General features: G+C 58.0%; 41 protein-coding genes. 35 read left to right on the forward strand and 6 right to left on the reverse strand.

Features of this window, described 5'->3' with window-relative positions; translation table 11 throughout:
• Positions 1-4: 4 nt before the first annotated feature.
• From ACI2KS_RS23790 to ACI2KS_RS23800, 3 genes are all read right to left on the reverse strand, one after another.
• Positions 5-535 carry a Rha family transcriptional regulator gene (locus ACI2KS_RS23790; RefSeq protein WP_404623452.1) on the reverse strand — a complete coding sequence of 177 codons (531 nt, stop codon included), beginning with the start codon at positions 533-535 and terminating at the stop codon, positions 5-7.
• Between the two features lie 95 nt (positions 536-630).
• Entirely contained in the window at positions 631-948 is a 318-nt protein-coding gene (locus ACI2KS_RS23795; protein ID WP_404623453.1) for a response regulator transcription factor, read from the reverse strand.
• A 129-nt stretch (positions 949-1,077) separates the two neighbouring features.
• On the reverse strand, positions 1,078-2,007 hold the full coding sequence (locus ACI2KS_RS23800) for an XRE family transcriptional regulator (protein WP_404623454.1): 930 nt from the start codon (positions 2,005-2,007) through the stop codon (positions 1,078-1,080).
• Between the two features lie 79 nt (positions 2,008-2,086).
• On the opposite strand from ACI2KS_RS23800, the gene ACI2KS_RS23805 reads away from it, so the two are divergent.
• The 14 genes from ACI2KS_RS23805 (at position 2,087) to ACI2KS_RS23870 (ending at position 10,863) form a co-directional block, all read left to right on the forward strand.
• On the forward strand, positions 2,087-2,434 hold the full coding sequence (locus ACI2KS_RS23805; protein WP_404623455.1) for a hypothetical protein: 348 nt from the start codon (positions 2,087-2,089) through the stop codon (positions 2,432-2,434).
• Between the two features lie 224 nt (positions 2,435-2,658).
• On the forward strand, positions 2,659-3,018 hold the full coding sequence (locus tag ACI2KS_RS23810; RefSeq protein ID WP_404623456.1) for a hypothetical protein: 360 nt from the start codon (positions 2,659-2,661) through the stop codon (positions 3,016-3,018).
• The gene (locus ACI2KS_RS23815) at positions 3,015-3,326 is read left to right on the forward strand and encodes a hypothetical protein (protein ID WP_404623457.1); all 312 of its coding nucleotides are present in this window, start codon (positions 3,015-3,017) and stop codon (positions 3,324-3,326) included. Before ACI2KS_RS23810 ends, ACI2KS_RS23815 begins: the two co-directional genes overlap by 4 nt.
• On the forward strand, positions 3,313-3,657 hold the full coding sequence (locus ACI2KS_RS23820) for a hypothetical protein (protein ID WP_404623458.1): 345 nt from the start codon (positions 3,313-3,315) through the stop codon (positions 3,655-3,657). The genes ACI2KS_RS23815 and ACI2KS_RS23820 overlap by 14 nt, the downstream gene beginning before the upstream one ends.
• Positions 3,658-3,899: 242 nt before the next feature.
• Positions 3,900-4,100 (forward strand): hypothetical protein, encoded by a 201-nt coding sequence (locus tag ACI2KS_RS23825; protein ID WP_404623459.1) that lies wholly within the window; start codon positions 3,900-3,902, stop codon positions 4,098-4,100.
• Positions 4,097-4,864 carry a phage antirepressor KilAC domain-containing protein gene (locus tag ACI2KS_RS23830; RefSeq protein WP_404623460.1) on the forward strand — a complete coding sequence of 256 codons (768 nt, stop codon included), beginning with the start codon at positions 4,097-4,099 and terminating at the stop codon, positions 4,862-4,864. The genes ACI2KS_RS23825 and ACI2KS_RS23830 overlap by 4 nt, the downstream gene beginning before the upstream one ends.
• Positions 4,861-5,196: a hypothetical protein gene (locus ACI2KS_RS23835; protein ID WP_404623461.1), complete on the forward strand. Its 336-nt coding sequence runs from the start codon at positions 4,861-4,863 to the stop codon at positions 5,194-5,196. Before ACI2KS_RS23830 ends, ACI2KS_RS23835 begins: the two co-directional genes overlap by 4 nt.
• The gene (locus ACI2KS_RS23840) at positions 5,193-5,945 is read left to right on the forward strand and encodes a helix-turn-helix domain-containing protein (RefSeq protein ID WP_404623462.1); all 753 of its coding nucleotides are present in this window, start codon (positions 5,193-5,195) and stop codon (positions 5,943-5,945) included. The genes ACI2KS_RS23835 and ACI2KS_RS23840 overlap by 4 nt, the downstream gene beginning before the upstream one ends.
• The gene (locus tag ACI2KS_RS23845) at positions 5,942-6,724 is read left to right on the forward strand and encodes an ATP-binding protein (protein WP_404623463.1); all 783 of its coding nucleotides are present in this window, start codon (positions 5,942-5,944) and stop codon (positions 6,722-6,724) included. Before ACI2KS_RS23840 ends, ACI2KS_RS23845 begins: the two co-directional genes overlap by 4 nt.
• On the forward strand, positions 6,721-8,100 hold the full coding sequence (locus ACI2KS_RS23850; protein ID WP_404623464.1) for a replicative DNA helicase: 1,380 nt from the start codon (positions 6,721-6,723) through the stop codon (positions 8,098-8,100). Before ACI2KS_RS23845 ends, ACI2KS_RS23850 begins: the two co-directional genes overlap by 4 nt.
• Positions 8,093-9,439 (forward strand): tyrosine-type recombinase/integrase, encoded by a 1,347-nt coding sequence (locus ACI2KS_RS23855; RefSeq protein WP_404623465.1) that lies wholly within the window; start codon positions 8,093-8,095, stop codon positions 9,437-9,439. Before ACI2KS_RS23850 ends, ACI2KS_RS23855 begins: the two co-directional genes overlap by 8 nt.
• Positions 9,432-9,722, forward strand: a complete 291-nt coding sequence (locus tag ACI2KS_RS23860) for a hypothetical protein (protein WP_404623466.1) — start codon at positions 9,432-9,434, stop codon at positions 9,720-9,722. Before ACI2KS_RS23855 ends, ACI2KS_RS23860 begins: the two co-directional genes overlap by 8 nt.
• Positions 9,719-10,105, forward strand: a complete 387-nt coding sequence (locus tag ACI2KS_RS23865; protein WP_404623467.1) for an antiterminator Q family protein — start codon at positions 9,719-9,721, stop codon at positions 10,103-10,105. Before ACI2KS_RS23860 ends, ACI2KS_RS23865 begins: the two co-directional genes overlap by 4 nt.
• 389 nt (positions 10,106-10,494) lie before the next feature.
• Positions 10,495-10,863: a hypothetical protein gene (locus tag ACI2KS_RS23870; protein ID WP_404623468.1), complete on the forward strand. Its 369-nt coding sequence runs from the start codon at positions 10,495-10,497 to the stop codon at positions 10,861-10,863.
• Positions 10,864-11,150: 287 nt separating this feature from the next.
• Here the strand turns inward: ACI2KS_RS23870 and ACI2KS_RS23875 are convergent, their stop codons facing one another.
• The 3 genes from ACI2KS_RS23875 to ACI2KS_RS23885 form a co-directional block, all read right to left on the reverse strand.
• Positions 11,151-11,441 carry a DUF6555 family protein gene (locus tag ACI2KS_RS23875; RefSeq protein ID WP_404623469.1) on the reverse strand — a complete coding sequence of 97 codons (291 nt, stop codon included), beginning with the start codon at positions 11,439-11,441 and terminating at the stop codon, positions 11,151-11,153.
• A gap of 17 nt (positions 11,442-11,458) precedes the next feature.
• On the reverse strand, positions 11,459-11,683 hold the full coding sequence (locus tag ACI2KS_RS23880) for a DUF6555 family protein (protein WP_404623470.1): 225 nt from the start codon (positions 11,681-11,683) through the stop codon (positions 11,459-11,461).
• Between the two features lie 92 nt (positions 11,684-11,775).
• Positions 11,776-12,009, reverse strand: coding sequence for a hypothetical protein (locus ACI2KS_RS23885; RefSeq protein WP_404623471.1), 234 nt, complete (start codon positions 12,007-12,009; stop codon positions 11,776-11,778).
• A gap of 205 nt (positions 12,010-12,214) precedes the next feature.
• Between ACI2KS_RS23885 and ACI2KS_RS23890 the strand changes: the two genes are divergently transcribed.
• The 21 genes from ACI2KS_RS23890 to ACI2KS_RS23990 all read left to right on the forward strand — a co-directional run bounded on the left by ACI2KS_RS23890 (position 12,215) and on the right by ACI2KS_RS23990 (position 24,453).
• Entirely contained in the window at positions 12,215-12,544 is a 330-nt protein-coding gene (locus tag ACI2KS_RS23890) for a phage holin, lambda family (RefSeq protein ID WP_404623472.1), read from the forward strand.
• Positions 12,541-12,927, forward strand: coding sequence for a hypothetical protein (locus ACI2KS_RS23895; RefSeq protein WP_404623473.1), 387 nt, complete (start codon positions 12,541-12,543; stop codon positions 12,925-12,927). Before ACI2KS_RS23890 ends, ACI2KS_RS23895 begins: the two co-directional genes overlap by 4 nt.
• Positions 12,860-13,075, forward strand: a complete 216-nt coding sequence (locus ACI2KS_RS23900; RefSeq protein WP_404623550.1) for a hypothetical protein — start codon at positions 12,860-12,862, stop codon at positions 13,073-13,075. Before ACI2KS_RS23895 ends, ACI2KS_RS23900 begins: the two co-directional genes overlap by 68 nt.
• A gap of 467 nt (positions 13,076-13,542) precedes the next feature.
• Positions 13,543-13,716: a hypothetical protein gene (locus ACI2KS_RS23905; RefSeq protein WP_404623474.1), complete on the forward strand. Its 174-nt coding sequence runs from the start codon at positions 13,543-13,545 to the stop codon at positions 13,714-13,716.
• A 64-nt stretch (positions 13,717-13,780) separates the two neighbouring features.
• On the forward strand, positions 13,781-13,978 hold the full coding sequence (locus ACI2KS_RS23910) for a hypothetical protein (protein WP_404623475.1): 198 nt from the start codon (positions 13,781-13,783) through the stop codon (positions 13,976-13,978).
• Positions 13,975-14,301 (forward strand): HNH endonuclease, encoded by a 327-nt coding sequence (locus ACI2KS_RS23915; protein ID WP_404623551.1) that lies wholly within the window; start codon positions 13,975-13,977, stop codon positions 14,299-14,301. Before ACI2KS_RS23910 ends, ACI2KS_RS23915 begins: the two co-directional genes overlap by 4 nt.
• A gap of 214 nt (positions 14,302-14,515) precedes the next feature.
• A complete protein-coding gene (locus tag ACI2KS_RS23920) occupies positions 14,516-14,935 on the forward strand; it encodes a hypothetical protein (protein ID WP_404623476.1) in 420 nt (139 codons plus the stop codon).
• Positions 14,936-14,962: 27 nt separating this feature from the next.
• Entirely contained in the window at positions 14,963-16,717 is a 1,755-nt protein-coding gene (locus tag ACI2KS_RS23925; RefSeq protein WP_404623477.1) for a terminase large subunit, read from the forward strand.
• A gap of 5 nt (positions 16,718-16,722) precedes the next feature.
• The gene (locus tag ACI2KS_RS23930) at positions 16,723-16,887 is read left to right on the forward strand and encodes a hypothetical protein (RefSeq protein ID WP_404623478.1); all 165 of its coding nucleotides are present in this window, start codon (positions 16,723-16,725) and stop codon (positions 16,885-16,887) included.
• Positions 16,880-18,217 (forward strand): phage portal protein, encoded by a 1,338-nt coding sequence (locus tag ACI2KS_RS23935; RefSeq protein ID WP_404623479.1) that lies wholly within the window; start codon positions 16,880-16,882, stop codon positions 18,215-18,217. The genes ACI2KS_RS23930 and ACI2KS_RS23935 overlap by 8 nt, the downstream gene beginning before the upstream one ends.
• The gene (locus tag ACI2KS_RS23940; RefSeq protein WP_404623480.1) at positions 18,214-18,921 is read left to right on the forward strand and encodes an HK97 family phage prohead protease; all 708 of its coding nucleotides are present in this window, start codon (positions 18,214-18,216) and stop codon (positions 18,919-18,921) included. The genes ACI2KS_RS23935 and ACI2KS_RS23940 overlap by 4 nt, the downstream gene beginning before the upstream one ends.
• Before the next feature lie 10 nt (positions 18,922-18,931).
• Positions 18,932-20,179, forward strand: coding sequence for a phage major capsid protein (locus ACI2KS_RS23945; protein ID WP_404623481.1), 1,248 nt, complete (start codon positions 18,932-18,934; stop codon positions 20,177-20,179).
• A 47-nt stretch (positions 20,180-20,226) separates the two neighbouring features.
• A complete protein-coding gene (locus ACI2KS_RS23950; RefSeq protein ID WP_404623482.1) occupies positions 20,227-20,457 on the forward strand; it encodes a hypothetical protein in 231 nt (76 codons plus the stop codon).
• A 1-nt stretch (position 20,458) separates the two neighbouring features.
• The gene (locus tag ACI2KS_RS23955; RefSeq protein ID WP_404623483.1) at positions 20,459-20,935 is read left to right on the forward strand and encodes a head-tail connector protein; all 477 of its coding nucleotides are present in this window, start codon (positions 20,459-20,461) and stop codon (positions 20,933-20,935) included.
• Positions 20,935-21,276 (forward strand): phage head closure protein, encoded by a 342-nt coding sequence (locus ACI2KS_RS23960; protein ID WP_404623484.1) that lies wholly within the window; start codon positions 20,935-20,937, stop codon positions 21,274-21,276. Before ACI2KS_RS23955 ends, ACI2KS_RS23960 begins: the two co-directional genes overlap by 1 nt.
• Positions 21,277-21,280: 4 nt before the next feature.
• The gene (locus ACI2KS_RS23965; protein ID WP_404623485.1) at positions 21,281-21,712 is read left to right on the forward strand and encodes an HK97-gp10 family putative phage morphogenesis protein; all 432 of its coding nucleotides are present in this window, start codon (positions 21,281-21,283) and stop codon (positions 21,710-21,712) included.
• Complete coding sequence (locus ACI2KS_RS23970; protein WP_404623486.1) at positions 21,712-22,077, forward strand: DUF3168 domain-containing protein; 366 nt, start codon at positions 21,712-21,714, stop codon at positions 22,075-22,077. The genes ACI2KS_RS23965 and ACI2KS_RS23970 overlap by 1 nt, the downstream gene beginning before the upstream one ends.
• 86 nt (positions 22,078-22,163) lie before the next feature.
• On the forward strand, positions 22,164-22,883 hold the full coding sequence (locus tag ACI2KS_RS23975; RefSeq protein WP_404623487.1) for a phage tail tube protein: 720 nt from the start codon (positions 22,164-22,166) through the stop codon (positions 22,881-22,883).
• Between the two features lie 3 nt (positions 22,884-22,886).
• Positions 22,887-23,315, forward strand: a complete 429-nt coding sequence (locus tag ACI2KS_RS23980) for a phage tail assembly chaperone family protein, TAC (protein WP_404623488.1) — start codon at positions 22,887-22,889, stop codon at positions 23,313-23,315.
• Between the two features lie 23 nt (positions 23,316-23,338).
• Entirely contained in the window at positions 23,339-23,566 is a 228-nt protein-coding gene (locus ACI2KS_RS23985) for a hypothetical protein (RefSeq protein ID WP_404623489.1), read from the forward strand.
• Positions 23,567-23,637: 71 nt separating this feature from the next.
• Positions 23,638-24,453, forward strand: a complete 816-nt coding sequence (locus ACI2KS_RS23990) for a hypothetical protein (RefSeq protein WP_404623490.1) — start codon at positions 23,638-23,640, stop codon at positions 24,451-24,453.
• Positions 24,454-24,484 lie beyond the last annotated feature (31 nt).

Raw genomic sequence — 24,484 nt, forward strand, 5'->3', positions numbered from 1 at the left:
TTGTTTAGTGAAGTTGCAGAACACCTTGTCCGTCTTGCTCGATAGCCAACATCTCACCTTCGATGATTGGCTTTTCTAGTTGCCAGTTGCGCATCATCTTCCCGGCCATGCTCGCCATTCCTTTCTTTTGCTTGTACACGTACTGCATTTCGTTACGACGCTGCTCCCAAGACATGTGACGGTTGGCCAACTGTTCGATCAACCAGTTGAACGCTTCGATGAACGCTTCCTTCCAGGCGCCGGCCTTGGTCCCGGTGAAACCCATGACCAAGAACATGAAGCCGTCTTTTGTAATCTCAACGCAGCGGCTCTTAATTGGTTCGCCGCCCTTTGGGTTCCCCCTCCAGGTGATCGTCTCCTGGAAATTGAGGAGACGAAATTTCTGCGAGCATTTCAGCTTGTCGACCGCCTGGAGAACGTTGTCGTGGCGCTTGCCGAACCTGTTCGCCACCTTCAACGAATCGGTCATCGGTGTTCCGCCATGAGCCTGCACAAGTTGGCGATAATCGTCTTCAGTCAAAATCAAATCGGTCATCCGTATCTCTCCGCAAAGGGGGTGATATTCGCGACTCCCTTCGCTTCGATGGCTTGGTCACCGGACTGCGCCCGCGCACAGACGCACGCCGCTAATCACGCGATAAATACGCCATTGTGTCGATCCTGCTCACGGTCTTGTTGCGGGTCCGGATCTGCTGGGGCTGAAGCGGCAAAGCTGATGAGTCCGAGCCGCATAGCCTCCGCCACAAGTGCAGCGCGCTTGAAAACACCCAGCTTGAACATTGCTGATTCGATTCGCCCCTTGATCGAGCGAGGAGAGAGGCCATCCATTTGTGCTATTTCCTTATCTGTATAGCCAGAGGCTACGGCCAGCAGGCAGGATATCTCGCGTGCCGCTAAGCCTCTGCCGAGAAATCCTTGCCAAGCTTGGAAGCGTATAGTCTGACTCATTGTTAAGTACCGTTGGTTCTGTTTGGTGAGCCAAGAATGTACCGAGAAGCGCGTACTGTCAAGAACCATTGGTACGTTTTGATGGCAAAAAAATAGCGCCTCGTAGGCGCTATATTTACTGGATGATTGTTAATGGAAGGCGGCGGACCAGAACACCTTTCCTAGCACCACTATTTCTTGCTCGACCATCTGTTCAGCGGTGTATTCCTCATCCCTATGCTCAGCCTGGTTAAAGCTCCGTAGTCGGATGCCACCGCCTGGCAGCCGGTATAACGTCTTAACCCTCAGCTGCCCCGCATGGGCTAATGCATAGATTTTCCCGTCAACCACATTAGTGGTGCCCCTATCGATGGCTACGGTGCTGCCGTCAGGCAAAACCGGTTCCATCGAATTACCGTGCACAGGAACGCAGATGGCTTGATCGAACTGCACGTTATGCTTACGAAGGCTCCGCTTTCCAAACCGCAGGCGGGCATTGCTATGTTCTTCAATTACCGTCCTGCCACTTCCGGCAGAAAGTGCTACCTCTCGCAAAAAAGGCACCTCTACCTCGTCATCATCAACAGGCGTCTCATCATCCCAGACGCTGACTGGGGTCATCTCGTGGGATGCATCATATGTAGCGCGAGGCTCTTGGATGATATTGTCGCTTGCGGGTCGCGAGTCAGGGTAAAAATCCTTCTTCCTGCGCAGCTCATAAGAAATCGGCGGAGGCGGGTTCTGCTTACGTTCAATAGCAGCTTGAAGGTCCGCTAATTGCGCTTCGTCGCTGAGTTCCAAGCCCATGCCCTGAACTAACCGTTTCCTGTCGATCCCGGAAATGGACTGAGTGCCCCACAGGAGCCACTTGGCATCGACGTTGAGAAGAGCGGCTAACGGTATGAGGCGGTGGCTAGAAGGCATGGACTCTCCGTGAAGCCATTTTGCCACGGCTTTCGGAGTGACCTCGAGCTTGCGAGAAAGCTCAGCCGTAGAGCCGTAGCCATCGAAGCCAGCTTGCTTCATAGCGTGGCGGAGACGGTCGGCAAATGTAGATTCATCTGAATTAGTAAGTACCATGGGTCCATTTTGCCTCTACTTGACGAGACTGTCAGTCCTTTCTACAGTGCGAACCGTAGGTCCTAACTGGTACTGATTTATGAATGCGCTTAAACACGCTGTTTCTGCCGTAGGCGGCATCTCCGCTGCGGCGCGTATGTGTCATGTGAGCTCCCGTGCCATTAACAAATGGGTCGCGGCTGGCCGTTTACCACGCACCGAATACACGGGCGAAACCCAGCATGCCGAAAACCTTGCCCGCGGGTGCAACGGCGCGTTCACCGCTCAGTCGCTAAGGGACGCATCCGCTCGTGCCTATCAGCAATCTACCGATGAAGCGAATTCTACCGCTATCGAGACTCAAGGTTCAGCGCTTGATGTACCTGTAGATGCATCCAGTACCCGCGCCGTTGAGCATCGCAACCGTCCCGAGCCATTGACATCATGAGCAAGCACCCTCGGAGCATGTTTGAGCTTCGAAAGGAAGGCTCTGGTCAGCGACTTCCAACGTTTGGCGTTTGCCGATTTGATGAGTATCGGAAATGAACAAGCGCCAATCCCAGTATCTGTTGACCGGCTAAATCGCAGGCAACAAAAAGGCCCGCATTCGCGAGCCTTCTTAACCAGTCCACGCCAATGGACTTTTTTGAATCTTCGTTCCAGGAGAACGTTATGTCACGTCCCGAAAATACCACTGCGCCACCAATGGCGCAAGCATCCGACAGCAAAGCGCCGCGGATCCAGTTCACGAGCGAGCAACGGCAAGTCGTTATCGAGCTCTTAAAAGCGGAGCGTAGCCACGCATGTACCTGGTGGACGCATTTGAACGAAATGCGATGCCGCGGCGAGTTGCCGGCCTGGGTAAAACTGAAGTCGGTGGGGAGCAGCTCAGATTATGACCGTTGGAACGCGGACTGTGTCGAGACCAATGACACGCTGTTCGGCATCCGCGCGCACCTAAACAGTTTTGATCCAGCTCTGGCGGTCAGGGACGGCGTAGGGACATTCGTGAAGTTGGAGGTGCCTCTATGACTCGCCAGGCGATACGCAAGTCCACAATTACTGGCGATGTTTTGTCGCCTGTGACATTGACTGCGAGCGAACTTGGCGGGCTCCGACACGCACATGAGCTGTTCGGCGAGCTCCGAGGTTTGCTCTGTGAGGCCATCGTGCCTGCACTGGGCGGGGCTTCACATCCGATCAATGCACGACTGTATGACCTGCTGTCCGAAGTCGTCTTTCACAGCGGAAACTTCGGCTACCGGCACTGGCGCGACGCTGAGCAAAAGGCCGGTGAGCAGTGGCGGAAAGGTCGGGAGGTGTCGTATGTCTCCCGATAACCCCGGAATCAAAGCTGGCGAGCCGTACTGGTTTGTCAGTACCCCCGCCGTCATTAAGCGGGGCGTCCCCCACTCTCGCATGATTGGCCCGTTCCGCACTGAGCAAGAGGCACGGGACGGTGCCGGTCTGCTGAACAAGAAGTGGCCGCCGGGCGGTTGTTTCGTCGGCCAGCTCACCTACAGCAAGGACCATAGAGCGGACCAGATCGAGCACATTTTCCGCGTTGCCCGTGGGGATCTTGCCGAGGAATTGGCCGGACCAGATCCGCGCGCGCCACAAAACACTGACATGCCTAATCGTGGCGCGCACGCCGACGGAGCATCCCAATGATTAAAAACTCGCCAACCGTCTCAAGCCTGGCTAAGCAAATTGCCGCGATCCTTCGTGCGCATATTGGCGTCGCGGAGCCGACCGCTTCGGGTGGAGACCTTGTGTCGCTTGTCCGCGCCTACTGGCAAGTCCACGGGCTCATCGATGCGCCTGAGGACGGGCCCCGCACACGCCGCCACCCTCTCAATCGTGCCCAGTAAATTGACCTTGAGCACATTTCTCTGACCCTGTACCGCCAGATCATGGCGCTGACCGGGCTGAGCTTTTACCCAAGCTGGCAACTGTGCGTGTCAGCAGTGCGCATTGAGGCAGAAGGGTGCTCGATCACATCTGAGTTCGCTTTGGCGGAGATCGAGCGCCTCAAGCGTTACGTGGTGGACCAGGGCTTCAAAGAGCAGATCGTCGCCGAGCGCTGGATGATTGAAGAAGGGGCAACAGCATGAGCATCGTCAAATTCAATGGCGGCGATGCCGTCACCATGACCAGTTCGGAAATCGCCGAACTTACGGGCAAGCAGCACAAAGACGTGATTCGCGACGTCCGCGTGATGCTCGCTGCGCTGAAAAAGGATGGCGCAGATCTGCGCCATGTGCGGGAGGACAAAGACTCGCGCGGGTACACCGAAAACTTCCATCTAGAGCGCGAGCTCACCGAGACGCTGATCACGGGATATAGCATTCCGCTCCGAAACAAGGTGATTAAGCGGCTGCATGACTTGGAGCAAAAGCTGGCGGCTCCCCACGGAGATCTGGCCGCTGCTCTCAATGACCCAGCAGTGCTCAAAGGCCTCCTCCTAGAGAACGTCGGCAAGGTGCTGACGCTTACCGCTGACAACGACGAACTGAGCAGCAAAAAGCTAATGCTCGAGCAGAAGGTCGCGGCAGACCAGCCGAAGGTTGAATTTCATGACCATGTCGTCGTGTCTCATGGCGTTCATTACGTTCGCGATATTGCTCAGTCCATAGGCACAGGGCAGAACCGCCTCTTCGAGTTTCTGCGTCAGAAGCGGTGGGTTGACCGTTATAACCAGCCGTATCAGGCAAAGATCGAAGCCGGCTATCTGGTTGCCTCCCCGAACTCATACAAAGACGAGGAAACCGGCGAGCGCCGTACGAAGTTCACCTGCCGCGTCACCGGTAAAGGCTTTGCCAAGATTCGAGAGCTCTGGGCCCGGCGCGATGCTGATCTGCTGGAGGAGGGGCAATGACCGAGCAATCAAAGCCGCAGACGACCGAGCCCGAAGTGATAGACGAGGCCTACATGGAGCGTTTCACCGACGATCAGCTCGCCTACAAGGCCTGGATTGGCGCCGATCTGGTGCAGGAAATCCTTTTCGACGAGCAGGAGGGCGTCGAAGTCTGCATGCAAGACGCGCGTTTCGAGGCGGCGCACGCCGCCATGGCGCTGCGCGTGCTGGTGCGCCGCTTTACAGGCATGGATCCGGAATCGCTGCGCAAGGCCGTGCAGCAACGTCAGATGGAAGCTCTGGTGCTGCGCCCAGAGGTCGAACAGATGTCAGCGCCGGAGACCCTGCAATGAGCATGGAATCGATGGTCAAGGCCATGAAAACCAAGGTGGGGAACCCCCTTCGCAAGCTGGTGCTGATCAAGCTGGCTGACAACGCGAACGACCAAGGCGAGTGCTGGCCTTCGTATCAGCATATCGCTGACCAGTGTGAGATAGGTCGCTCCACGGTGAAGCTGCACATTCGTGAGCTTGAGAAGGCCGGGTATCTGCGTCGGGAGTACCGCCGTAAGGGCGAGTTGAATCAGTCCAACCTCTTTCATTTATCCCTTGATGGTGGGGCAGCAAATGCCCTAGGGGGTGGGGCAGCACATAACCCACCTGGGGCAGGAGATAACCCAGGGGGTGGGGCAGGAGCTGCCCCCAGAACCAGTCACTCTTCTGAACCAGTCAAGGAACCAAAACCTGTGTGCGAAAACGACCCAATGGGCGGGTTCGCTGTGTTCTGGAAACTGTATCCACGCAAGGTCCAAAAGGCCAAGGCAGAAGCCGCATGGGGAAAGCTGGCCGTTACGCCGGAAATGCTCGCTGTCATCACCGCTGCGCTGGCGCGCCAGGTGACCAGCATCGACTGGCTGAAAAGCAATGGGCAGTTCATCCCTCACCCTACCAGCTGGCTAAACGGCAAGCGCTGGGAAGACGAGCTGCAACCCGTAGGCAGCGTTGCGCCTTCCCGCCACAGCGGATTCGACCAGATCGACTACGAGGAAGGCCTTCAGCGCGACGAGAACGGCAACTTTCGGATCGCGGGGAGCGGCCAATGAAGATCAAACACAAACTTGAAACCGCGACTCGGGAATGCCCGGATCACGGTCAATTCACTGATTCGCGCGTCGAGCAGTTCGGCGCCGAGCCTGGCTGGTACGGCTGCCCGCGCTGCCACTTCGATAAACGCCACGCGCAGGAATACGAAACCCGCACGGCTGGCGTGACGTTGCACCGTGACCGCCTGATGAACGAGCGCCTACTGGACGCTGGCATCCCGCTGCGCTTTCAGGGCTGCTCGCTGGATACGTGGGCTGCGGGAGCAGATCAGGGCAAGCTTCAAGCCTGGAGCACGGCGACTGGCTACGTCGATGCCTTCAGTGAGAACTTCCCGCTTGGTCGCTCGATGATGCTGCTGGGGCAAGTCGGCACCGGCAAGACGCATTTGGCGACAGGTGTCCTGCAGCAAGTCATCCGCCACTTTGGCTCGCAAGGTTTGATAGGCCGCTATGCCACCGCCGGCGGCATCATTCGCAGCGTGAAGGACACCTTCGGTTCGCCCAGCAAAACGGAATCGCAGGTGTACGCCGATCTGGTCAGGCCGCATCTGCTGGTCATCGATGAGGTAGGCGTTCAGCACGGCACCGACTTCGAGCGCACTGTGCTGTTCGAGGTCATCAACGGCCGATATGAGCAGCTGCGCCCGACCATTGTGGTGAGCAACCTCGGCATGACTGATCTGCGCCACTGCCTGGGCGACCGAGCCGTCGATCGTCTCCGAGACAAAGGCGGGCTGGTGGTGCTGTTCCGCTGGCCGTCCGCGCGGGGTGCCGCATGAGCCGCGAACTGTTCAACGTAGACGCAGAGCACGGGCTGCTCGGCGCGATGTTCATCGACCCCGCACTGATTGACGAGATCAGTTCAAAGGTCGAAATCGCGGACTTCCATGAGATCGAGAACGCCGCGCTGTACCGGGCGATCCTTGATTGTCATGAGGCTGGTGACCCGGTGGACGTGGTCATGGTAAGCGAACATCACCAGTACCTGCCCGACGGCAGCAGCATGTTGGGCTACGCGGCGACAATCCAGGCGAATGCTCAAGGCACCTCCAGCTGGAAAACCTACGCCCGGGTGATTCGTGAGCGGGCTGTGCTGCGCAAGGTGGTCGAGACGGCCCATGCGATCAGCCACTCGGCGAATGATGACCTGCCGGTGGCCGAGATCATCGCGCGCGGCCAGCAGGCCATGGCCGATCTACGCGACCTGGACGACGGCGAGCCGGATTATCACAAAGTCGGGGACATCCTGCCGAAGGTGATCGACACAATCGACTCGAAGTTCTCAGGAACAGCGTCCAAGGGGCTTACCACCGGCCTGCCGGATCTGGACAAGCTGATCCGCGGTCTACGGCCCGGTAACATGGTCGTCGTCGCTGGCCTACCGGCGTCCGGCAAGACCATCCTAGGCGTGCAGATGGCGCAGCACGCGACCTGCCAGCTCGCAGGCGCGGGCCTGGTGTTCAGTCTGGAGATGACCAAGGAAGAGTTGACCACTCGCAATATCGCCTCGCTGGGCGCAGTTGACCTGACCCGACTGGATGAAGGTCACACGCTCAAGGATGAAGACTGGCCGCGCATCACCAGCGCGGTCAGCGTTCTGCACAAGGCGCGGCTATACGTGAGCGATCAAGCCGGGATGACCGTCGCGCGTATTCGCTCGATCGCGCGACAGTGCCAGCGCCGGGAGGGGTTGGACGTGATCGTCGTCGACTACATCACCTTGATTGCTGGCGAGGGCGGGCAGAACCGCACGCTGGAGGTCGGCAAGATATCCACCGCGCTGAAGAACCTGGCCAAGGAGCTGAAGGTGCCGGTGATCGTGCTGGCGCAGCTGAACCGTGGGTCAACCAATCGCCCGGACAAGCGGCCGCGCCCAAGCGATATCCGTGACAGCGGGCAGATCGAGCAGGATGCTGACGTCGTCATTCTGGTTCATCGCGACACGGACACCGACGAGGGGGCGAACGGAGTCACTGAGCTGATTGTCGGCAAATGTCGCCATGGCAAGCCGGGGACGTGTCTGGTGCAGGCCCAGGGTCAGTTCGTGCGGTTCGTGCCGTTTGGTGGCAGGCCTCCGAGTGATGAAGAGGTGGAGATGGGCCGGGTGGTGAAGTTCACCGGCCGCAGCCATCGGGGAGGTCCAGATCATGAGTAAGCCATCCCAAACCTTGCACGTGTCGGTCACCGACGCCGAAATCCGCAAGCAGGCCGCCACCAGCGTTCGTCAGCTGCGCGATCCTCGCTATCCGCAGCTGCGCTTCCGGTATTCGACTGTCGATCGCTCCAAGGGCGTTTGGCACGTCGTGGTCGGCGGCAAGTGGGGCAAGGCCGGCAGCTATCCTGGCATCAATGCCAAGCTGATGCAGGCGACGCTGGCTGACATCCTCGCGCGTCGCGCTGTGGACTCGGCTGCCGCATCGACCACCACCAGCTGGCGCACCGTTGGCGACGTGCTGACTTGGTACACCGACCGGATGACCCGCGACCGCGGACTGTCGGCCAAGCGCAAGGCCAGTGCGCAGTCAGCGCTGCGTTGCCACCTGGTGCCGCGCTTGCACGATCTGGAGTTGGCCAGCCTCAATCGGTCCTGGCTTGATCGCTTGCTGATGTGGCCCCTGCAGGAGAAATACGCGCTGTCGTTCGTGCGCTCGGTTTACGGCGTGCTGGCGGCCGCGTTCCGGCAAGCCGCCCGGCTGAAGCTGATCGATGTCAGCCCGATGGCGGACCTCAAGTTCACCGACTTCGTCCGGACGCGGATCAGGCCCAAGGCCGCGCGCCTGCGTGGTGATGACCTGCCTCCGCTCCTACAGACGTTCGCAGAGCAGTTCGACGCGGTGCCGGTGCAGTCCATGCTGCCGCTGATGATGCTCTGTCACGGCACGCGGCTCGGGGAAACACGGCTGGCACGCTGGAAGAACCTCAACATCGTGACCCGCCAGTGGTTCATCCCCGCCGGCGACACGAAGACCAAGGCCGAGCACACCCTGCCGCTGACCGAACAGGTCTGCGCGCTCCTACAGCGTTACCGGGCTCGACAGCTCGCAAACGGTTACAACGGGCCCTTCCTGTTTCCCGGCAGCAACGGGTCGGCATTGAGCCCGAGCAAGGCCTGCACCGTGTTCACCAGCGTGAGCAAAGGAGAATGGTCGAGCCATGACCTGCGCAAGGTCGCCCGCACCGCGTGGGCTGATCTGGGCGTCGATTACATGGTCGGCGAGATGCTGCTGAACCACGCCATGAAGGATCTGGACGCGACCTACATCCACACCACCGCCGAGGGCATGAAGCGCAAGGCGCTGGAGGCATGGCATCAGCACCTCGACGGCCAAGGGTTCGCCTTGCTTCACGGTGGGACATATGCGGGACAGCCATCGGTATGTACACGCGTGCAGCCCTTTGAATCCGGGGCCTTCAGCGCAAATCAGCATCCATCCCAAGGGAGGAGCCATATTGAAAACGGCTCGCCCGCCCAGGCAGGAGACAGTTATGAATAACGTGACAGCGGCACTGCCGCGCAGAAGCATGATGCAAGTCGAGCAGCGCTTCCTCCGCATCGCCGGCGAAGAGCTGGCCAAGGTCCAGTTGGGCGGGGCGGTGGCCATGGCCAATCTGCTGGACATTGTCGCGTCCTGGCACGGCAGTCGTGCACAGGTCGGATTCCACGAATTCGGCCGCCAATGGATTCAAGAGGGTGGGGCGACCAGCAGGGCGGCGGACAAGCTGCTCCGCGACCTGTTCGGCCTGAACAACGAACCAGATCCGAGGAAAGCAGCGTGAAGAAACGAACCTATTTGGACAAACCGCTGGGCGATACTGAGCATCTGCTGGAGAACTGGGGTTCCTGGCGGATGACCGGGATGGGCGTTCCGCGGTACGTCTCACAGCTCGCTTCCGTGATCGCCCAGGCAAACCCCTGCACGGATGGCCTGAGCTATTCCATTACCGACGAGGTGGCCATGCTCGTAGACTCGACCATTGCCAGGCTGATTAAACGCAACCAGCAAATGGGTGACTTCGTCTGGCTGTACTTCGGCGCGAAGTGGACGATGGTACGGATTGGCGAGGCGCACAAGATGTCGGAGCGCTCGGCGAGGGAGATCATCCGGAATGGCGTTTCATGGATTGACGGCGCGCTGGGAGAAAATTGCGCCGCAGCGTAAATAGTTCTTTCCGGACGGATAAAGTCCTGTTTTCATGCCACGGTGTTCAACGCATTCAGCGCGACACCCAGACAGTTGAAGAGAAGCCCGGCCATATTTGAGCCGGGTTTTTTATGCCTGAATTTTGCGCATGCGGCAGATACAGCAAGGGTTCACGTTGTGAATCAAGGCGAAAGCCTTGGCTCCTTGCTCTGCGGGCGCAAAAAGGCGTTTGGGTTGCGCCTACGCGGCCGGCGCCGACCAGCCTCGCCTTGTTCGGGTTTTATTCTGAAGCCTGAAACGATTGGCGAACACGTCGTGCTTAGCCTATGACCGACCGCAGACTACCCACAGGAAAGTGATGCTGGTATGTTTGCACCCCTCTAAATCAAGCCTTTAAGAGGGATCTTATGCAGTCATTCTTCGCCAAGTCGTTCGGTGGACTCAACGCCAGCTACTACATCCGCCAGTTTCTTTTCGGTGCCACATTCGCGGCCCTGATTCTCTGGGTTGTTGGCAGCGCACCTGGCGGGCTCTCCGCTAAGCCCGGGCTCGCCATATTCGTTGTTATAAACACGCTGCTCTATCCCTATTCGCGCTTTGTCTACGAGAGCGTCGTGGGATACATCATGGGTAACAACGTCTTCTTCGTGAACGCATTGCTCATGCTGTTGGTGAAGGCGATAACCATGTCAATGTGCTGGTCATTCGCGATATTCGTCGCCCCGGTTGGGCTGGCGTATCTGTTCTGGCGAAACAGCCGACAGACAGCTGATTAAGGTTGATCGAGATATCCAAAGCCCCGGCCAAGCGCCGGGGTTTTTGTTTCTGCGGGTGGCGCAGGCCGCTATTCGCCTTCCAAGCTGATCACCCGGCTTCAATTCCCGGTATCCGCTTCATGTTTTTCGTTGGGTGTGACCATAGCCAGGGTGGCCCTACGGGGAGGGCCTGGACGCGGTATAGCCGGTCAGTCACGCGTTTCGAAAGAACGCCGGCAGCCGATGGGCCCGACTCCAAGTGTGCAATACGGGCGGCATCGGCGGACTGATGGAGAGACATCACAGGTTCACTCATAAGACATATACCGTGTGGATCGCGGACAAAGGTTCCACCGAACCTTTGAAATGCCTTGGTTTTGCGCGGCGGTGATAAGCACAGTGAGAAAGCGGGTAGTAGGCAGGGCGCTGGATGGAACTCCTGCATCCAGCGCCGCGAGAATCCATGCATCGCACTCTGTCATGCCTTTCGCGTTATGCAGCAGAACCTTTTTCATTCCACGAAGTACGTAATGAATTTCGTAGTGATTGAGTGCAATGATTGACTGCCATTTGAATGGCCCTTCAACGTCTTCTCGCATGGCCCGTTCCGTGTGAGTTAATTTTGCGTCCATTCGACATTGGAGATACCTAGCCTTTCGGCCTGTGGCTTGCTCAGCTTCGTTACCTTGTCGGATCGGTACTTGGGTAACTCCCCGAAACCTGCATCGATCGTTGCCCAATGCCAAGCCTCCGAGTTATCCATTTTCGAAGCGCGGATGTAGAACGTTTTGTAGGCACCACCAAGCAGGTAGTCGATTCGAAAATGCTTTTCATGTGCCATAGTCCTTTATCCTAGGCGTGATTTACTAAGAGATTGACGGGAGACCTAAAGATTCCATGGAGCAGAAGAACGACCAGCTTGGTCGACGCCGCTCATACATGTTTATCGAAACCGGTTTTCACAGTCCATGTGGTGAACGCCATCTCGACCTCGGCCTTGAGGTCTTCGAACTGGTTCCTATCAATAAGTCCCGCGTCGTAAATTGAAGCGATATATCCGTCAGCCATTTCTTTATTTCGGTACGCAAGCCCAGGTACGAGGCTATGGCATATCACCTCGATCATTGAGCGCGCGCGCGCCATCGCGGTGATATTGGTCATGTTCATGCTGGTGCTCCATCTGGGCGCGATCCCAAGCCACATCATCTGTAAGAGAATTTCGCGGGCGCTGCCCCGCGATTAAGTATACGAGCCTCGGCAGTTGCCGGGGCTTTTTCGTATTCGGCCTCGCCACACCCATCGCTCCAAGCCGGGAGTGCTGCGGGGTCGATTCATTTCCGCTCCCTGTTCGGGAGGGCAGTCGGACGCCGTCATGCTAGATAAAAATCCTGACTTCTGGGCGCAGGCCTGGGAATGGCTTCGATTGAAACTGAGTGACCCTCTGTGGCAAGGAGCGGTTATGGCTGCAACCATTTCCCTATTGCGCGTGCTCTACGAAGGCAAAGAGGCCAACAAATGGCGCGTGATATTGGAGGCGTTGATCTGCGGCGCACTCAGCCTTTCGGCGAGCAGCGTCATTGAGTGGATGGCCTGGCCGTCCAGCCTGTCGGTAGCCGCCGGCGGCACCATTGGTTTTATCGGTGTCACCGCGATTCGCGAGCTGATCATCAGGTTCCTCGGACGCAAGGCGGACTCAGCATGAAGGCATTCGCCGCGGCATTCATCATCGCGTTGGTGGGCATCCTGCTGGTCGGCCTGCAGCAGTACCGGGTGATCGCACTGCGTGGCGAGGTGGCGGTAGAGACGAAAGCCAGGGCTGATGCCATGGCGGCAAACGTCGAGAGCCAGGCCACGATCACGACGTTGAGAGCCGAGGCAGCACGCAATGCAGCCTATCAGAACGACCTCAGCAATCGGCTCAAGGCCAGCGAACAGAAAGCCCTGAAGGCGAGGAAAGACTTTGAAGACCTCAAGCGCAAAAGCCCGGCTGTTCGCAAGTGGGCTGATCAGCCTTTGCCTGACGGCCTGCGCGGGAAGCCAGCCAGCACCAGTAAAGACAACAGCGGTAAGGCTCGAACCCCCTGAGCTGATCCCTTGCGAGCGCATCAGCACCCGTGACGATGACCTGGCATTGAACGGCGACCTCTGGGCACTGAAGGATCGGGCGATCAACCTGCTGGACACCTGCGCCGATCAGGTCGACGCACAGATCCAGCGCAGTAAAAGCAGATGACCTTAATTTTGTTTGAGCAACCGTCGCCAGTAGGCAGCGCGGTCCATAGCAAGCTGATGTTTGTGATCTAAGGCGAGGAACTCGACTGCATCTCGAAATGTATGTTCGCCGCCCGGGCAACTGAGGAAGTGATATCTGCTGGACTCCTCGACAGTTAGTCCGACGAAAACTTCCATGCCCGACTCGTTAGCGGTAAGGCCCGAGCGCCCTCTCAACACGGCGCGCTCCTGATCAGTAAGGCACAGCATCTGATTCCCCTTGGTGTTGAGCGGCGATCAATACAGGCCCGTTGCCACTTTGACACCCGCACTCGACCAAATGCACAAACCGCGCCTAAAGAAATCTTGGTACCCGACAGTGCCGGGATATCCACCATTCCCCATGATCATGCAGGAAGACCACGACCACGCAGGCGCGCTGGCTGTGGCTCGGTGCGTCTGGCCGACCTGCTCTGTTGAGTGAATCCCATGAGTGAGCAATCGGACTACTACCAATTGAAGGGTATCGTCAGCGAACTGACCAGTGAGCAGCAGGCTCAGGTAGCGCAGGCTAGACAGCAAGCCATGGCCATCGTTGAGCAGTCGGAGGTATCGGTGTTCGGAATCACGCTGGCGCTGATGCAGCTAGCTGCTAAGGGCTGACCGGTGACCTGCTCGGGCTGTGAAGCACGCAAGGCATGGATCAAGAAGTGGTCGAGGATCGGATATGAACGAGCACACGAACTCATTGCTGGAAAGAATGCTGATGGAGCAGGAACGGCAGAACGAGCTGCTGACGCAGATCGTCAGCCAGAACGGACAACTGATCGGCCTGCTGATGAATGAAGGCATGAGCGAAGGCGACGTGGTCGTCAGCCGTGAGCGTGAGCCAGCCTGCTACCTGGACGGCTCACCGTGCCTGTGAGGCCGCAGCGACACAAACCTGCAGCGCCCGACACGCCACCACACCGAACACCCGAGCAGCTTCGCGGGACGAGCAGCGAGCGAGGCTACGGCTACCGCTGGCAGAAGGCGCGTGAGGGCTTCCTGCGAAAGCATCCCCTGTGCGTCCATTGCGAGCAGCGAGGTAGGGTGACGGCCGCGACTGACGTTGACCACATCACGCCCCATCGAGGCGACAAGGATCTGTTCTGGGACCGTCAGAACTGGCAAGGGCTGTGTCATCCGTGCCATTCGGTGAAGACGGCGACGGAGGACGGTGGTTTCGGCAATTTCAGAGCCAAATGAGAACGAATCGCACTAATTTCATTGCATTTCGCACGATTTGATCGATTTTTGACCGTTTTCGATAGGTTTCCCCTATCAGGGGAGGGGTGGTGCAAAAGTCTGGCCATTTTCGGCCCCAGACCGCGCCCGAGTCGTTTTTTCGCGCAGTCAGTTGAGTAAAAACCGTTTTTGGCACCCGCATGCCGGGTCCGCTTCGCACTAGCCGAGTACCAACATGGGCAACCCACGTAAGCCAACCCAGCTCAAGGAGGTTGCCGGTACCGCGCGCAAAGATCGTGACGTACCCGTGGAAGTTGAATTGCCCCTGGTAGACGCCCCGCCTGACGCGCCGGACTGGCTGCCGAATGCTCACGCCGTCAAAGAGTGGAATCGCCTGGTGCCGATCCTGATGGCCAACAAACTCTTAACCGATGCAGCGCTCAGTCCGTTGGCCCATATGTGCGCCTTGCACGGAAAGGTCGTGCAGCTCTACGCGGCGGGCGAGGCTCCAACCGCGAGCATGTCCGGCACGCTCCGCAATCTGCAGAACGATTTCGGACTCACGCCGGTTGCGCAAGGCAAGGTCAAAGCCGGCCCTGAAGAACAGAAAGGCAACGTATTCGCCGGTAACGGGCAGAAGCGAGGCACCAAATAACCGACTCAGCAAGCCAACGGGGTAGAGATGCGTGATTTCGTACAGATCGCGATCGACTACGCTAAGGCCGCGGTCGCTGACAAGAAGCGGAAGAAGCACGGCAAGCTGATCAGGCAGGCCGCACAGCGCTTCCTGGACGACCTGAAACGCGCGAAAAAGAAGGCCTGCCCGTTCATTTTCGATCCGTGGCACGCCAACGACCCATGCGACTTTATCGAAAAGCTGCACCACGTCGAGGGCAAGTGGGAAACGCCGACGATCATCATGCATGCGTCGCACATTTTTTTCGTGGTACAGCTGTTTGGCTTTCGCAAGCGCGAGCCGGTCTATACAGAGGGGTGGTCGGAAGACGGAATGTTCCATCCTCGCCGATTCACGTCGGCACTCTTTGCCGTAGCCCGGAAAAATGCCAAGAGCACGCTGTCATCGGCCATCCTCCTGTATTGCGAATGCTGTGAGCCGGAGGAGGGCGCACAGATCGTCAGCGCGGCCACCACGTTTGGCCAGGCCGCGATCATCTTCAATGCTGCAAAGCGCATGACTGAGAAAAACTTCGATCTTCGGGAGCATTTCGGACTCGAGGTCTGGGCCAAATCGATCAGCCGCATACAGACAGGCGCCAGTTTCAAGCCAATCCATGCGAAGGCCTCAACCCAGGACGGTTTGAATCCGTCGCACGTTGGGCTCGATGAGATCCACGCACACAAGACTGCCGACCTGCTCAACGTATTGCAGTCGGCCGCCGGCGCCCGGGGCAACCCGCTATGGCTGTTCACCACCACCGAGGGCTACACGAACCCTGGGCCGTGGGCGGAAATCCGGATGTTCGCCAAGAAACTGCTGGCGGGCCTGTTCGGGCACACCGCGGATCACTACCTGGTGGTCTTTTACGCGGTCGACGATGAGGACAAGAGCCTCGGAATCAAAGCCGACGACGAATTCGACGAGTCATGCTGGATCAAAGCCAACCCGCTGATGGATGTGAACCCGCACCTTATGGCGGCGATCCGGAAGGAGGCGGTGGAGGCGAAGCAGATGCCGTCGAAGATGGCCGAGTTTCGCATCAAGCGGCTAAACCGCCCGGCGTCCACGGCCGACGGCTGGATCGACCTCAACAAGTGGCAGAAATGCTCAGGCGAGATCGACCTCGACTGGCTGGCGGATTATCCGTGCTGGGGCGGGCTCGATCTGGCGTCGACGACTGACCTCACCAGCTTTCGCCTGGTCTGGAATGTAGAGGGCGTCATCTATACGTACGCCTGGCGCTGGGCGCCAGAGAGCGCCGTCGCATTCCGTACCGAGCGCGGCACCGTTCCATATGCATCGTGGGTTGAATCAGGTCTGCTCAAACAGACCGAGGGTGACGTCACGGACTACGCGGTGATCGAAGCGGACGTGAAAGCTGCGAGCGAGCGCTTCAACATCCAGGCCGTTGGCTATGACAATTGGAACGCATCTGACCTGGTGAACCGACTCGTCGCTGCGGACATCCCAATGGTGGAGTTCATCCAGGGACCGAAGTCCTACCATCCAGCGATGCAAATGCTGGAGCGGGCCTACATTTCTGGAAAGTTTGCTCACGGCGGTGATCCGCTTTTGAACTGGTGCGCTTCCAACCTGATCAGTCGCCGCGACGACAACATGAACATGGCGCCCGACAAGAAACGATCCGCCGACAAGATCGATGACATGACCGCGCTCCTGATGGCGATAGGCGTTTCCGGCGCAGAACCGCAAGAAGACATCACCGAATTTTTCTCTAACCCGATCATCATCGGATAAAAATCATGAATTCAGGCCTGACCCTATTTCTACTGGTGGCCTTGGCCGGGCTGTGCCTGTTCGTCGCTGGTGTTTACGTGCTGGTTGGCACCGGATGGGCATTGATCGGCGGTGCTGTTTGCCTGATTACGACTGCAGGATTTATTCGAAAGGGGTTGACCAGTGAGTAAGCCCCTCAAAGCAGTGTTGCAACAGGCGATGTTCAAATCTGCTGAACCAAGCCTGATTAAGTCATCCCTCGCCGGATGGGTTGGCCGGAAGATTGGGCTGGGAGATGCGGCGTTCTGGAACGGCTATTACGCCACTGACTCAGCTTCTGGCAAGACTGTCAGCCAGCAGACCGCGCTTCAGCTTTCGACTGTCTGGGCCTGCGTGCGCCTTATTTCGGAAACGTTGGCAACGCTGCCGATTGCGCTCTATGAAGACCAGGCCGGCGTTCCAGTGGTGGCGTCCTCACATCCTGTGCACCGTGTCATCAGCATTCAACCGAACGCGGATCAGACTCCGGTTGAGTTCTGGGAATGTGTGCTCGTCAGCCTGCTCATGTCAGGTAACAGCTTCAATGAGCCGCACTGGGTGCGCAACGAGCTTTCCTCACTTGAATTTTTGCTTCCGCAGGCGGTTTCGCCGCCCAAGCGCAATAGCTCGGGGGCAATTGAATACCGCTTCATCGACAGCATGGGCGTCAGCCATACCGTTACCGACGACGAAATGATGCACACGCGAGGTTTCGGTAACGATCCTTTGTTCGGGTTGAGCCCTCTAGCGATGGGCCGGAATGTCTTTGGAGCCGCGATGGCTGCCGATGAGTCGGCCAGCAAGATGTTCGCCAACGGAATGAAGCTCGGCGGAGTGCTTTCAACCGACCAGATACTGAAAAAGGAGCAGCGTGAGGACATCCGCGAGGACATGGCCACGAAATTCGCTGGTGCAGTAAATACCGGCAAGACGCTGGTTCTGGAAGCAGGGATGAAATACCAGCAGGTGTCGATGACGCCAGAAGACGCCCAGATGCTGCAAACACGAGCTTTTAACGTCGAAGAGATCTGCAGATGGTTCCGTGTTCCACCCTGGATGGTGGGGCATACGTCCAACAGCACGAGCTGGGGGACGGGTATGGAACAGCAGATGATCGGGTTCCTGAGCTTCACCCTGCTGCCTTGGATGAAGCGCATCGAGCAAAGCATCAACCGACGTCTGCTCAAGCCAGGCGAGCGTCGCCGCTTCTACGCCAAGTTCAATCCGGAAGGCCTGCTCCGCGCTGATAGCGCAGCGCGCGCCGCTTTCTATAGCTCAATGACTCAGAACGGTATCTACACCCGCGACGAGTGCCGCATCAAAGAGAACATGGCGCCCAAAGGCGGGAACGCTGACGAGCTCACCGTTCAGTCCAACATGCTGCCGATCGACAAACTAGGAGCCGATTCAAGTGACGGCCAGCAGGCCCGCTCCGCGCTGCTCGATTGGCTCAATGACAAGCCCAAAGGTGCTTCCGAATGAAACGAAAAGACCAGGCAATGGCGGTCAAGTACCGCTCATTCGACTATGACGTGAAGGCTGTCGGTGATGACGGCCTTTTTTCCGGCTATGGATCGGTGTTTGGCGTCGTCGACAGCTACAACGAGGTCGTCGCCCCTGGGGCGTTTCTCGACTCGATTGCAGAAGCCAAATCGAAAGGCCGCACATTCCCCGTGCTCTGGCAGCACCGAACCGGTGAGCCGATTGGTAGCTGGGACATCGAAAGTCTGAAAGAAGACGATCGTGGACTGTTCGGGTCAGGCGATCTCTGGCTTGAAGACGCCCCATATGCCCGGATCGCTCAGCGAGGGATGAAAACCCGATCAATCACCGGCCTTTCCATCGGCTACTACGTCCGCGCATCCACCCGTGACGAAAAAACCGGGATTCGCACGCTGACCAAGCTGGATCTGGTCGAGATTTCCATTGTGACGGTCCCGGCCAACGACGAGGCGCGCACCGACACCATCAAGTCGAAGCTGGCCCACGGCGGCCTGCCTTCACTCCCCGAATTTGAGCTGCTCCTGCGTGAGGCAGGCTTCTCGAAGACTCAATCTGCGGTGATTGCCAACCGTGGATTGCAGCACCTGCTCCGGAGCGAGTCCGAGGGCGACCAGGCTGAAACCCAAATAGCCAAGGCGCTGCATTCGCAGCTGAGCCGAGGCCTGTCTCTCCCCCAGTTTTGAGGATTTACCCATGTTTAACGCATTGAGCAACACTGCTCGCGCCGAAGATCGCCAAATGCAGCGCAAAGAGCGCGCAGATGACCAGATCGAGCTGAAGGATGTGATGGCCGCGCTCAGCCAGCGCGATCAGGACATCAAGACCTTTGCCGAAAAAGCCGGCGAGGAGATCAAAAGTCACGGCAAAACTTTGGACGAAACCAAAACCATCCTGGACGGGCTGGTCAAGAGCGGTCTGGGTCTGCAAGACCGGCTGAATGACGTAGAGCAGAAGCTCTCTCGCCGTGGCGCTGCCAACGAGGAAGGCGAGAAGTCTATCGGCGAGCAGTTCACCGACGGGGACGACTTTAAAGGCCTGGCCGAGAAAGGTCGCGGCATTGCGCGCATGCGTTTGAAGGCAGTGACCAGCATCACCAGCTCGACTACCGGCACTGGCGGCGTCGGCGTGGCGATCCAGCCTACCCGCGTACCTGGCGTAATTGCCGGGCCTGAGCGTCCATTCACCATCCGCGACTTGATTATGCCCGGGCGCACCGCCTCCAATGCGATCGAGTATGTGCGTGAGTCGGGCTTCCAGAACATGGCGGCACCGGTCGCTGAAGGCGCCGCAAAACCACAATCCGATTTGTCCTACGAGCTGATCACCACCACGGTGAAGACGATTGCTCACTGGTTCCGGGCGTCCAAGCAGGTTCTGGCCGATATCCCGCTGCTGCAAAGCTACATCAATGGCCGCGCGATCTACGGCCTGAAGTATGTTGAAGAAAATCAGATTCTGGCGGGTGACGGCACTGGCCAGAACTTGCTTGGATTGATCCCGCAAGCCACGGCGTTCAACAACACGCTGCGCAAAACCGGCGACACCAAAATCGATGTGCTGCGCCGCGCAATCCTGCAGGTCCGCATCGCTGAATACCGGGCCAGCGCGATTGCCCTGAACCCTATCGATTGGGCTGACATGGAGCTGGCGAAGGACACCACCGGCAGTTACATCTGGGTCAATGTACAAGATGGTGGTCAGCCTCGCATGTGGCGCTTGCCCGTCATCGATACCAACGCTGTACCCGCCGGCAACTTCCTGGTGGGCGCGTTCAACATCGCTGCCCAGGTGTTTGATCGCGAGGACGCGAACGTAGAGGTTTCCACTGAAGATGCCGACAACTTCACCAAGAACATGGTGACCATCCGTGCGGAGGAGCGCCTGGCGCTCGCCGTGTACCGTCCACAGTCGTTCGTTTACGGCTCGTTCACCGCGCCGTAATTCGAAGCATCCCAGAGGAGCGCCTGGGTAACCAGGCGCGATTCGACATGAACACTATCGACGTAAAAACGGTCAAGGCATTCGATAATGCTGGTGAATTCGTCAATCCGGGCAGAACCATTCCCGTGGATGAAATTCGCGCTGGCGAATTGCTGCGAAACGGACTCATAGAGGACTACACCGTGAAAGCATCCAGCACCCCGGCGAACAAGCAGGCCCCAAGGCCAGAGAACAAAGCAGGCAAGCCAAAACCGCCACCTGAAAAAAAGGCCGACTGACATGAGCGTGATCGACATCGAGTTGGCGATGGCCCACCTGCTGGCGGAGCCAGACGACCAGGTGCTGATTCAGGCCCAGCTTGATGCGGCCGAAGAGGCGGCGAAGCAATTTATGCAGCGACGTTTCTACGCCGATCAGGACGATCTCGACGCGGCTAAGTCCGATGTTCCTGCACGATTGAGTGCCTGCCGCGCTCGGTACGATGCGGCAAAGGTGCTGGCCGATCTGGTTGAAGATGATGGGGATCGATGCCGGCTGAGGGAGCAAGCGCGTCGCGCGTACGGCGATGAGTTGGAGGAAATCGACATGCAGGCGTACGGAATCGTCATAAACGCGGCGATCACTGCCGCATGCCTGCTCAAACTGGGCCACCTGTTCGCGAACAGGGAGGAAGTCGTGACCGGCACCACGGCGGTAGAGCTGCCGCTGGCATCGAAGTCGCTGCTGATGCCTTATCGCATCCGGATGGGTGCCTGATGCGCGCCGGCAGGCTGCGGCATCGGGTCAACATTCAGAGCCGACCGTTTACCCAGGACCAGCAGACCGGCGAAATGGTCCCTGGGCCCTGGGTAACAGTCTGGGAGAAGTGCCCAGCGGCGATCGAGCCTGTCAGCACCCGAGAATTTGTCCAGGCTCAAGCGGAGCAGTCTGAGTTCACCGCTCGGATCATCATCAGATACCGGGCTGGCGTGGTCGACACGATGCGCGTGGTGCACGGCGACACGATCTACGCGATTAAGGGACCTCCGCTGGCTGACAAGGTCTCCGGGCGCGAATTTCTGACGCTGATGGTAGCTGCGGGGGTGAATGATGGTTAACCGCGTGTCGTACAAACTGACCGGCGCGGATGCGCTTTCAGCCAGGTTCAAAACGCTTTCAGAGGAACTCCGTAGAAAGGTGGTTCTACCGGCAGCGAAAGACGCGATGGACATCGTTCTGGTGGATGCCAAGGACCGCGCAGATCGCATCGATGACCCCAGCACTCCGAATTACATCCCGGCGAACCTTGCCATGATCGAGCGTAAGAAGATCGGCGAGGAGATCGGTGCTGTAGTTGTATCCGTGGGCGTAAAACGTCAACGACGCGGGCAAAAGGGCGGCAACACGTTCTATTGGTGGTGGGTTGAACTCGGCACCGAGCACGCTGCAGCTCGGCCGTTCCTGCGTCCCGCAGTGGCGACCAACCGCGAGGCGGTGTTCCGTGAATTCCTCAGTTCAGCGAAATTTCAGCTCGTCAAACTCGGGGTGAACTGATGTATCCGCCAATTTTCGCTGTGTGCGCCGCCGATCCTGGTGTGACCGCTTTGCTCGGCACCGGTACCACCCGGCTGTATCTATTCGGCCTGGCGCCCAAAGACGTGGTCAAACCCTACGCGGTATGGCAGCAGATCTCGGGGGCCCCTGATAACTATCTTTCCGGCCGACCTGACGTCGATCAGCACGGGTTACAGATCGATGTCTATGCAGATACCGCAAGAGCCGCGAATGATGTGGCCACTGCGTTGCAGCATGCGCTCGAGCTGGAAAGCTACGTCACTGGGTACAACGGCGAATCGCGCGACCCCGTCACGATGAATTATCGCAGCAGCTTCAATATTGCCTGGATCGTCAACCGCTGACGACCAGGCACAGTTTCACCATCACCCGCCCCGGCGGGTTTTTTTATGCCCGCAGAATGACTTCCAGTGAAGTCGAGGAGCTTACATTGAGCATCAAAACCCAAGGTACCGACCTGTACGGTATCGACCCTGAGCTGGGCACAGTCATCTTTGTGAGCTGTGTAACCTCGATCGACGGTATCGACTCGTCCCTCGACCAGATCGAAACCACTTGCTTGGGCGACCTGTCGCGCGAGTACGAAGCAGGTTTGGCCACGCCTGGCACAGCGAGCTTTGGCATCAACACCGACGCCCGCGATCCAGTCCACGTCCGACTGCACCAGATCAAAACCCTGGGCCTGAAGATGGATTGGGCGGTGGGCTGGTCTGATGGCCGCGTCAACGGCGTCGGCATCGCCCCAACCGCGATCCCCGCCAATGCGCTGGAATCGGTGAATGTCACGGCTGGCGGCACCGGTTACACCACCGCTCCAACCGTCGCCATCACCGGTGGCGGCGGTACCGGCGCAACAGCCGTAGCTACCGTGTCGGCGGGCAAGGTGACCGGCATCACCATCACCAACCCTGGCACCGGTTACACCGGCACTCCAACCGTTGCGTTCACTGGCGCCGGCACTGGTGCTGCTGCAACCGCCGAGGTTGCAGACACCCCCGGTTTCAGTCTGCCGAACACCCGATCGTGGATCACCTTCCGCGGCTTCATGAACAGCTACCCGTTCAGCTTCGCGCAGAACGACGTGGTCAAATCCAACATCGGTATCCAGGTCTCTGGCGACCCTGTATTCATTCCAAAAACGGCGGCTTAACCCATGATGCTGAGTATCGATTCGCTGAAAAAATCTGGCTCCTTCGCGGGCCAACCGGTGAGAAAGGAAATCACCTGGCACGTCGAGGGCAAGGAGGTGAAAAACGAGGTTTACGTCCGTCGCGCCTCCTATACCACCGTGACCCAGGAGTGGAAGGGCGCTTACGAGAGCAAGGACGCTGTAGCCGGCCGCATCGCGGGTTACATCTGCGATGCCGAAGGAAACCAGATCTTTACCGTCAGCGACGTGCTGGGCAAAGCGGAGGAAGGCCGCGGCGAGCTTTGCGCTGAGTTGACCATCGCGCTGTTCGTGGCGATCAACGAGGTCAACAACCCGACGCCTGACGAAAAAAAGCCATCGACGACTTCTGGTTCGAGCTCGTCCTCGCAGGAGTCGGCGGAAAAACCATCGCGCAAGCCCAGCAAAAACTGAGTTACACCGAAGCGCTGGAATGGTTGGACTACATCCGGCGCAACGGCTCGCTCAGCGTCGTCAGGCAGATCGAGCAAGGTTCTGCCCTCGTCTCGATGGTCGTCAATCGCTCGGCCGGCGGCAAAGCCGAGCTTGCTGACTTCCTGCCGGACCGATCTGCGGAGGTTGAGGACGAGGACGGCGAGGAGGGCACTGTGGAAGATGTCATGAGCTTGCTCACGGCGCTGGCGACTCCGAGAAAGGCAGCGTAAGGAAACGCTGCACTTTGTTGGTTGTGAGAGGAAATGATAGATTCGTCAGGAAAACTAGGGAGAGTAGCCAATTGAATCAAGACGAGAAATGTTGTCCATACTGTGCGGAGATCATTAAAAAGGCCGCGATAAAATGCAGATATTGCGGAACAGATTTGTCCTCTTCAGCGGAAAGCCCCGGTTTGGCTCCATCTCCGATAGCCTCGGTTGATCAACCGGACGAGGCTCCGAAAAGAACCTCTAAAATCTGGGTTTTTGCTCTTGTCATTCCTATTGCTGCCGTGCTGATGTTGCTAAATAGCTTCACTCCTAATAAGCGCCCTGACTCCTCGTTCCAGCAAGTTGATACCTGGACGCCTAAAGCTGATCAGAGAATACTTTTGTCCTCAGAGGCGTACGGGTGCATGTCTGTTGGGGATTTTCAGAGGGCTTATGATCATTATCGATTGGGCGAGTATGCAGCTTGGGCCGAGATTACCGTTTCCAACCATTATTGCTTTAATCAAAAAGATGCCCCTGCCGATATTGGATGGACTGTACTTCAGATTCGGGGCGACTTAATGCAAGTTGGCCTCAAAACCTTACAGGATTACACAAAAGCCAAAGATCTCGGAAAGTACAGTTATTGGACCGCAGTAAAGTGGGCCTCCGAGCCTCCAACAATTGTGGGGAAAGCGGCATCCGATGCCAGGGTCGGCTCTGTTTCAAAGCCAGTCAGTCGGAAGACCGAGCTGTATATAAAGCCGGAGCTGGGTTCACCTGTCTCCGGCTGGGTTGAATCAGGCAAGACGGTAACTGTGTATGAGGTCTCTTCAAACGGCTGGGTGAAAGTGTCAAAGACAGGCGAAAAAGAAAAATGGAAACTACCTGAAGCATTCGATTGGTAAATACCGATCTGAAAATATGAACCCGCTCGCT

The organism is Pseudomonas sp. NPDC087358 (genome assembly GCF_044900785.1).
Taxonomy (GTDB): Bacteria; Pseudomonadota; Gammaproteobacteria; order Pseudomonadales; family Pseudomonadaceae; genus Aquipseudomonas.